General features: G+C 47.5%; 7 protein-coding genes. 4 read left to right on the top strand and 3 right to left on the bottom strand.

Going from position 1 to position 7,187, the window contains the following annotated elements; genetic code table 11:
- Positions 1–109: 109 nt before the first annotated feature.
- The 3 genes from PJF56_RS09420 to PJF56_RS09410 all read right to left on the bottom strand — a co-directional run bounded on the left by PJF56_RS09420 (position 110) and on the right by PJF56_RS09410 (position 1,703).
- Complete coding sequence (locus PJF56_RS09420; RefSeq protein ID WP_283762412.1) at positions 110–364, bottom strand: L,D-transpeptidase; 255 nt, start codon at positions 362–364, stop codon at positions 110–112.
- A gap of 84 nt (positions 365–448) precedes the next feature.
- Complete coding sequence (locus PJF56_RS09415; RefSeq protein ID WP_283762411.1) at positions 449–1,093, bottom strand: bifunctional 4-hydroxy-2-oxoglutarate aldolase/2-dehydro-3-deoxy-phosphogluconate aldolase; 645 nt, start codon at positions 1,091–1,093, stop codon at positions 449–451.
- Positions 1,094–1,193: 100 nt separating this feature from the next.
- Entirely contained in the window at positions 1,194–1,703 is a 510-nt protein-coding gene (locus PJF56_RS09410) for a DUF4149 domain-containing protein (RefSeq protein WP_283762410.1), read from the bottom strand.
- A 313-nt stretch (positions 1,704–2,016) separates the two neighbouring features.
- On the opposite strand from PJF56_RS09410, the gene PJF56_RS09405 reads away from it, so the two are divergent.
- The 4 genes from PJF56_RS09405 (at position 2,017) to PJF56_RS09390 (ending at position 7,128) form a co-directional block, all read left to right on the top strand.
- Positions 2,017–2,328 (top strand): hypothetical protein, encoded by a 312-nt coding sequence (locus PJF56_RS09405; RefSeq protein ID WP_283762409.1) that lies wholly within the window; start codon positions 2,017–2,019, stop codon positions 2,326–2,328.
- Positions 2,329–2,334: 6 nt separating this feature from the next.
- Positions 2,335–2,904, top strand: a complete 570-nt coding sequence (locus PJF56_RS09400; protein WP_283762408.1) for a DUF2808 domain-containing protein — start codon at positions 2,335–2,337, stop codon at positions 2,902–2,904.
- 570 nt (positions 2,905–3,474) lie between these two features.
- Complete coding sequence (locus tag PJF56_RS09395; protein WP_283762407.1) at positions 3,475–6,417, top strand: calcium-translocating P-type ATPase, PMCA-type; 2,943 nt, start codon at positions 3,475–3,477, stop codon at positions 6,415–6,417.
- Positions 6,418–6,504: 87 nt separating this feature from the next.
- Positions 6,505–7,128, top strand: coding sequence for a helix-turn-helix domain-containing protein (locus PJF56_RS09390; RefSeq protein WP_283762406.1), 624 nt, complete (start codon positions 6,505–6,507; stop codon positions 7,126–7,128).
- Positions 7,129–7,187 lie beyond the last annotated feature (59 nt).

Here is a 7,187-nt window from a genome sequence, read left to right as displayed (position 1 = left end):
GCCGCAGGACTTGCGGTGTCAGTCTGTGGAGCGAGTGTAAGACCAGAGCGGAGTAAATCCGTAAAGGCAACTGCTATGAAGCAGAAACCTAAATTGTGAGGTTTAGGAATCACCGCCCTTCTAGGGCGGTGAGGATGTCAAGGTAGGCTTTGCCGGTGGAGATGATGACGCTGTAGATGGGAATGGAGCCTTCCCAAGCGGTGAGGCGCTGGGTGGCAACATTGACTTCTATCCAGCGCTGGGTGGAGTTTTTTAGGGTTTGAACGCGCTCTTCTAGGGTTGGGGTTTGGGCGAAGGTGGGAAGATCATGGATACCTTGCGCTCCAATAATGAGTAGGGTGAGGATAGGGAGAATCGCTTTCATGGCAGTGATGCAGAGTCGATCGCTATAGCGCTATGGGCTGGTAATGGGTAATGGGTGATAGGTAATGGGTAAACCTATTTTGCTTTAATTATCATCTATGGCCAATTTTGCTAGGAGTTGGCGACTATTTTCGGCGATCGCCGGCCAATTTTGTGTTTTGACTAGGGACGGGGGAAAGAGTTGGCTGGATAACCCAACGGCGATCGCCCCGGCTTTAATCAGATCTGGGGCATTTTCTAGGGTAACGCCTCCAGTGGGAATTAGGGGAATATGGCCTAAAGGGCCGTGTAAAATTTTCAGATAGTGGCTCCCCCCAACGGCTTGAATGGGAAAGACTTTGACGCTACTGGCTCCGGTTTGCCAAGCTCTGACAATTTCTGTGGGAGTGAGAGCGCCGGGAATGATGGGAATATGGGCGCTGATGGCTTGTTCGATCAGGGGGGGATGGGTATGGGGAGAAAATAGAAATTCTGCACCGCAGGCGATCGCCTCTTGTACCTGCTCCCTGGTGAGTAGGGTTCCTGCACCGATGGTACAGTCGGGTAACTGTTGACGCAGTAGGGCGATCAGATCGGCGGGGCGATCGCTATTCCAGGTAATCTCAATTAAGCCCATGCCTCCCTGGGCGACTGCGTGCGCGAGTTGCATCCCCAGTTTCAGATCTGGAGAACGGATGACGGCGATCGCCCGATAATGACGCAGTAAGTCTAACCACCGTTGCTTACACATAGGGAATCGGGAATAGGGACAAAAAAAGAAACAAGGCTATTTTAAGAGCCTTGTAGTTGAGTCATGGGTTGGAAAACTTTTCGTTAAGGGGGGTGTCAGTTTAGTTCTTCGCGGTACTCCAAGGGCTACAGAGTTTGAGAATTATGCCACAACCGACTACTTTTAACACATCTAATACCCAATATCCCATTTGCATGGGCATCATTTCTGAGGGGAGCGATCGCACGGTTTCAAAGAAGCTTAAATTCAGTCCCATGGCGCTCATTTGCGGAGTTAATCCATAGGTATCGACTAAAGCGATCGCCAATAAAATGACTGATAAAATAATAGCAGTGTGGCGTTTCGCTTCTGATAGTTGATGTTGATTTTCTAAAACAAGTAAGCCCGTTAAGGTTAAAGCAGCGCAGATAATTTCTACACGGTTAAACACCCAAAAAATAGAATAGCCAGCCGATGCAAATCCCGGTTGAACCATCATTCCGGCACTATATAAAATCGGCATAATTACCAGATCGACGATCAGGGTTGTACTTAGCCAAAACCCTAAAGCGCCTAGGAGGATTTGTTGCCAGTTCAGATGTTTTTGATTGGTTCCAGATAGAGTTGCCATTTCGTTTCCCTCTTACACTCTCTACTTTTATGTTGTACCGAACTTTGGCCCCAGGTGTGCCACCGTGCAATATTTATTTATATCTATCGGAGCGGATTAACGATTTTTGGAGGCTTGACTTCAGTTAACATTGAGAAATGTAAAGAATATAGAGAAAAAGTTATAGAAATCACCCTAATGGAGGAAGTCAAAAGTTAGGGAAGTGGCTTGAATGGGAGTTAAGGGATTTCAGAATCAAGTCATGAAACCACAATCGACACTCAGGATAGGAGCGATCGCCGCAAGTTTGCTACTCTCATTATCTGTAATTTCAATGAGGATAACGCTAGTACAAGCTCAAGCAATTTCTTCTTGTACGGCGATCCTAGACGAAAAAAACGGTGAAAGTGACATTCAGATTCATGATGGAGTAGGTACAGAATTTTACAGTAGATACGAGGGTCGTCCGGGCGATCGCGTCACAATTTTGCAAGGCGATCGGCAGGGATTGGCGATCGCCAAAGACAAATACGGAAAAGATTGGGTCAAAATAGAATTGGTTGAAAGTCGCGTGAGGGGATGGGTGCAGCGAGATTACTTGAGGGAATGGGAATGTTATACTCAGGGCAGAAGGGCAGAAGGGTAATGGGTAATGGGTAATTGGAGAGAGTTCTATAAACCATTTGCGCTTCCGTTGTGTCTGTTGTCATTTACCATTTACAATCCTGCCATTCCCCGATCGCCGCAAATGTATGCGGTTACTCTACGAGATGGAATCACCGCCTTTGCAGGACAACCCCGGTTAATCTCTGTCACCACCACCAATAACATTATTCGCGCCTGGAGTGCCAGCTATTACTTTACCATTGAACTGCCAGTCGATGCTACAGAATCGCTCAAAACTCTAGAAATCACTCAGACTCAAGGGTTTGATCTGCCTCGGTATGAGTTTGAACGGACAAGGGTTTTTGCTGGAGATCGCCGCAATCGGGGTCGATCCTTTACAATAGAAGAGGTGGCGATCGCAGATCGAACGATTACCCTAGCCTTAGAGGAACCCATTCCCCCTGGAACTCAATTTACCGTCGGCTTATATCCAGTCAGAAATCCCAATACCACTGGCGTATATTTATTTGCTGTAGCCGCATTTCCCCAAGGAGAAAAGCCCCAAAAAGCGTTTCTGGGATTTGGCCGACTTCACTTTTATCACCCCCATTTTTAGCCGAGTTAGTGGACTGTTTCATCTAAAATAGTGCGTTAGCTTTCCGGGAGTGCGAGCATCTTGCTCGCTAGAGCAAACAACTGTTTCATCTAAAATAGTGCGTTAGCTTTCCAGGAGTGCGAGCATCTTGCTCGCTAGAGCAAACAACTGTTTCATCTAAAATAGTGCGTTAGCTTTCCAGGAGTGCGAGCATCTTGCTCGCTAGAGCAAACAACAGCAAGCAAGATGTTTGTCCTGCGGACACGCTACCCATTCCTAAAGCACCCAATTAGATGAAACAATCCAGTAGTGCCTTGACACAGCTCATTCATGTCCGGGATAGCGGGAAGCGCTGTAACGTAATGAGTAATGAGTATAAGTTACTGCGACAATCAACGCTCCGAGCCTGATATTTGGCCATCGGTTAACGTTTCTTTAATTATTTGAAGAGAACTTGTGCATTTTCTCCAAAATTCAATCATCATGGAAGAATAGGGAGTAGTTATCTCGGCTACGCTCGGCGATCGCTTGATGTGCCCCACATCTCCATTTTAAAACCCTGCTTAAACCCTTGTATAAGATAAACAACAAATGACCATTCAAAAACCTAAACCCGATCTCGAAGACTCAAAACACTTGTGGGGACTAACCGCGACGGAAGTAGAAGCAAGTCGCCAACGCTATGGACTTAATATCCTCACCCCACCCGAACAAACCCCCTGGTGGAAACTCTATCTAGAAAAGTATGAAGACCCCATCATCCGGATTTTAATTGTGGCTGCGCTGTTGGCCATGACCATTGGTTTTGTGGATGGAGAATATCTGGAAGGTCTGGGGATTCTAGTCGCTATTTTTTTAGCCACTACCGTTTCCTTTATCAATGAGTACAAAGCCACTCAAGAATTCAATATCCTCAATCAAGTTAATGATGAAGTGCCGATAACGGTCGTCCGTAATGGTGTTTTTAGTAAAGTCCCTAAAAAAGAGATTGTGGTGGGAGATGTGGTCTTACTCGAAGCTGGGGATGAAGTCCCAGCCGATGGTTTGGTCATCGGTGCAGTGTCGTTTCAGATCAATGAGTCCAGCTTGACCGGGGAAACCCTCCCCGTGAATAAGGTCACCTCCCACCAGTTAGAGAAACTGACGGTCAGCTCTACAGCCTATGCTCCAGATCGGGTGATGCGAGGAACCATCGTTGTGGATGGCCATGGCATTATGGAGACGATCGCCATCGGTGACCAAACGGAAATCGGTAAAACGGCACGAGCGGCTGCCGGGCCTACAGATGAAAAAACCCCCCTCAATCAACAACTCGATCGCCTCAGTCAGTTGATTGGGGTGTGTGGGTTAGTCATTGCCGTGTTAATTGACTCGGCCTTAATTGTGCGGGGTATTTTGGCCGGTGAGTTTAATTTGAGTGGCCAACAGTGGTATGTGACCAGTTTAGTGATTTTCAGTGCGGCGATCGCCTTAATTAAAGTCTGGTTACCCATTCTCTATGAAGGATTGACCTTTATTAAACCCCAAATTCAATCCCCAAGATGGTTAGAAGATGAAAGTTTAGTCCAATGGCTGAAAAGTTTGGCGATCGGGGTATTGGTTTTAGGGGGAGGGTTGGGTCTAGGTTGGCTATTGAACTGGGTTCCCGAAACGCCCCAAACTTGGATTACCACAGAAGCGGCCACTGCCCTACTGACCTATTTTATGATTGCTGTAGCGGTGATTGTGGTAGCGGTTCCCGAAGGCTTACCCCTGAGTGTGGTGTTGAGTCTAGCCTATAGTATGCGACGGATGACCCGACAAAATGCCCTGGTGCGGCAAATGCAAGCCTGCGAGACCATTGGCGCAACCACGGTGATCTGTTCGGATAAAACGGGAACCCTGACGCTCAATAAGATGGAAGTCAGTGAGGCCTGTGTTGAGGGAGACCTAGATCTGATCGCAGAGGCGATCGCCATTAACAGCACCGCCAATTTACAGCGCAGTTGCAACCTCAATTTAGGCGAAGAAGAAATTACTGCCATTGGCGATCCGACGGAAGGAGCGCTGCTATTATGGTTAGACGCTCAACAGCGCAGCTATGAGCAAGAACGGGAAAGTTTCCGCATCCTCACTCAGTTAACCTTTTCCCCAGAACGTAAATATATGGCCACCTTGGGCTATTCTCGCCATCGAGAACGCCCGATTATTCATATTAAAGGTGCGCCGGAAATTGTCCTAGCCCAATGTAGCTATATGGTGACCGAAAACGGGGTGCAACCGATTCCCAGCCATAGTGCGATCGCCGAACAAATGAAAAGTTATGAAGCCAATGGCATGAGGCTGTTAGGCTTTGCCTATCGGGATAACTTAGCCCACCTCTCTCCCGAAGACGAAATTAAGATTGAGCGCCTCATGACTCAAGGTATAATCTGGTTAGGCTTTATCGCTATTGCTGACCCCATTCGCCCCGATGTGCCCAGAGCCATTAAAACCTGTCAACGGGCCCAGGTTGGCGTTAAAATCGTCACCGGTGATAACCCCAATACCTCTAAATATATTGCCCGTCAAATTGGCTTAGTCACCGATGAGGATGGCCCAGAATGTTTCTTAACGGGTCAAGACTTTGCCCAACTCGACGATCGCCAAGGGCGGGAGGCTGTACGCTCCTTAAAAGTCCTCTCCCGCGCCCGTCCTGCGGATAAACAACGCTTGGTAAAACTTTTACAAGAAAATGGGGAAGTCGTTGCAGTGACCGGAGACGGAACCAACGACGCACCCGCCCTCAATCAAGCCCAAGTAGGGTTGGCAATGGGTCAGGAAAGCACCTCCGTAGCCAAAGAAGCCAGTGATATTATTATCCTGGATCACTCCTTCAAGAGCATCGAAAATGCAGTGATGTGGGGGCGATCGCTCTATCAGAATATCCAGAAATTTATCCTCTTTCAACTCACCATTAATGTAGCCGCCTGTGGCATCGCCCTATTAGGGCCTTTCATTAACATCAACTTACCCTTAACTGTCACCCAACTGTTGTGGGTAAACCTAATTATGGACACCTTCGCAGCCCTCGCCCTCGCCACCGATCCTCCCAACCCCATGGTTATGCGTCATCCTCCCCGCAAACCCAAATCCTTTATCATCACCCCATCGATGGCCAAACAGCTCTTATCCGTAGCTTTTGTGTTCCTGATCTTCTTTGTGTCTTTTCTCCTCTATATTCAGCAAGATGGTATCGTTGACCCCTATGAACTCTCCCTCTTCTTTACTACCTTTGTGATGGTCAACTGGTGGAATTTATTTAACGCCAAATGCTTTGGCTTAAAAGATTCGGTGTTCAAAAACTTGAAAGAGAATCCCGGTTTTATCATCATTTCAGCAGCGATCCTCTTTGGACAAATTATCATTGTTCAATGGGGCGGCAGTTTCTTTAGAACCGTTCCCCTTTCTTTGTACGATTGGCTCGTGATTTGGGGCGGAACTTCCATTATCCTTTGGGTCGGAGAGTTCGGACGCTTGTTTGCTCGTTTGCGTACCCAGATGGCCCAAAGTTAGGGGCTGACGCGGAGAAGGGATAATTTTATTTGTAAGATTCCCCTATCCCCCCATCTCCCTATCCCCCATTACCATGCCAAGCGATAAATGACTCAATTAGACACAAAATTCCCCTTAAATTCTGTTCTCCAACCCTTGATGGAAAAGGTTGGCTTAAAGTCTTGGACTGCCTTGAGTCAGGCTTCAGGAGTCTCCATAAAACAATTGCGGCGCATCCGTCAAGGTAAGATAGAAGATCTGAAAATAAGTACACTGTTGCAGTTAGCAACTGCCTTACAGATTTCTGCGCCCGAATTGTTGTCGGCTTTGGCCAAATTGCCCGATCCGGTAACTGCATTACGGCAAGAATACGATCGCCTACAACTACAACTGCAACAACAACCTCAAGATCTCGCAGAGAGCTTTCAGCGAGAGAGTTTAGACCAGTTAGAATCCTGGTTACGCTATTGGCCGATCGCCGTGGCTAAAGTGAAACAGGAAGCCAATATCGATCCCCAGAATTTAGTAAAATTAGTTACACCTGTTGAGAGATTGGTACAAAGTTGGGGACTCGAAGCCATAGCAGCAGTCGGCGATCGCATTCCCTACGATCCCCAATGGCATCAACTTACCCAGGGAACAGCAGATCCAGGCACATTGGTGACGGTGGTTGCACCGGGATACCGCTATCAGGAAAAACTGCTATTTCGAGCGGAAGTTTCGATGCATTAAACCCTTAAAAATTCTGACCCGTTGAGAGAGACATTGAGGCTAAGAATGGCTATTGACAC

Origin of the sequence: Roseofilum halophilum BLCC-M91, from assembly GCF_030068445.1 — a bacterium.
Classification (GTDB): Bacteria; Cyanobacteriota; Cyanobacteriia; order Cyanobacteriales; family Desertifilaceae; genus Roseofilum; species Roseofilum halophilum.
Note: the sequence above shows the minus strand (reverse complement) of the source record. Positions and strands in the feature narration are given on the sequence as shown.

Bases quoted from the DNA above. Each gene is read 5' to 3' on its own strand.
- PJF56_RS09420 (WP_283762412.1), bottom strand. From the start codon at position 364: ATGAAAGCGATTCTCCCTATCCTCACCCTACTCATTATTGGAGCGCAA.
- PJF56_RS09415 (WP_283762411.1), bottom strand. From the start codon at position 1,093: ATGTGTAAGCAACGGTGGTTAGACTTACTGCGTCATTATCGGGCGATC.
- PJF56_RS09410 (WP_283762410.1), bottom strand. From the start codon at position 1,703: ATGGCAACTCTATCTGGAACCAATCAAAAACATCTGAACTGGCAACAA.
- PJF56_RS09405 (WP_283762409.1), top strand. From the start codon at position 2,017: ATGAGGATAACGCTAGTACAAGCTCAAGCAATTTCTTCTTGTACGGCG.
- PJF56_RS09400 (WP_283762408.1), top strand. From the start codon at position 2,335: ATGGGTAATTGGAGAGAGTTCTATAAACCATTTGCGCTTCCGTTGTGT.
- PJF56_RS09395 (WP_283762407.1), top strand. From the start codon at position 3,475: ATGACCATTCAAAAACCTAAACCCGATCTCGAAGACTCAAAACACTTG.
- PJF56_RS09390 (WP_283762406.1), top strand. From the start codon at position 6,505: ATGACTCAATTAGACACAAAATTCCCCTTAAATTCTGTTCTCCAACCC.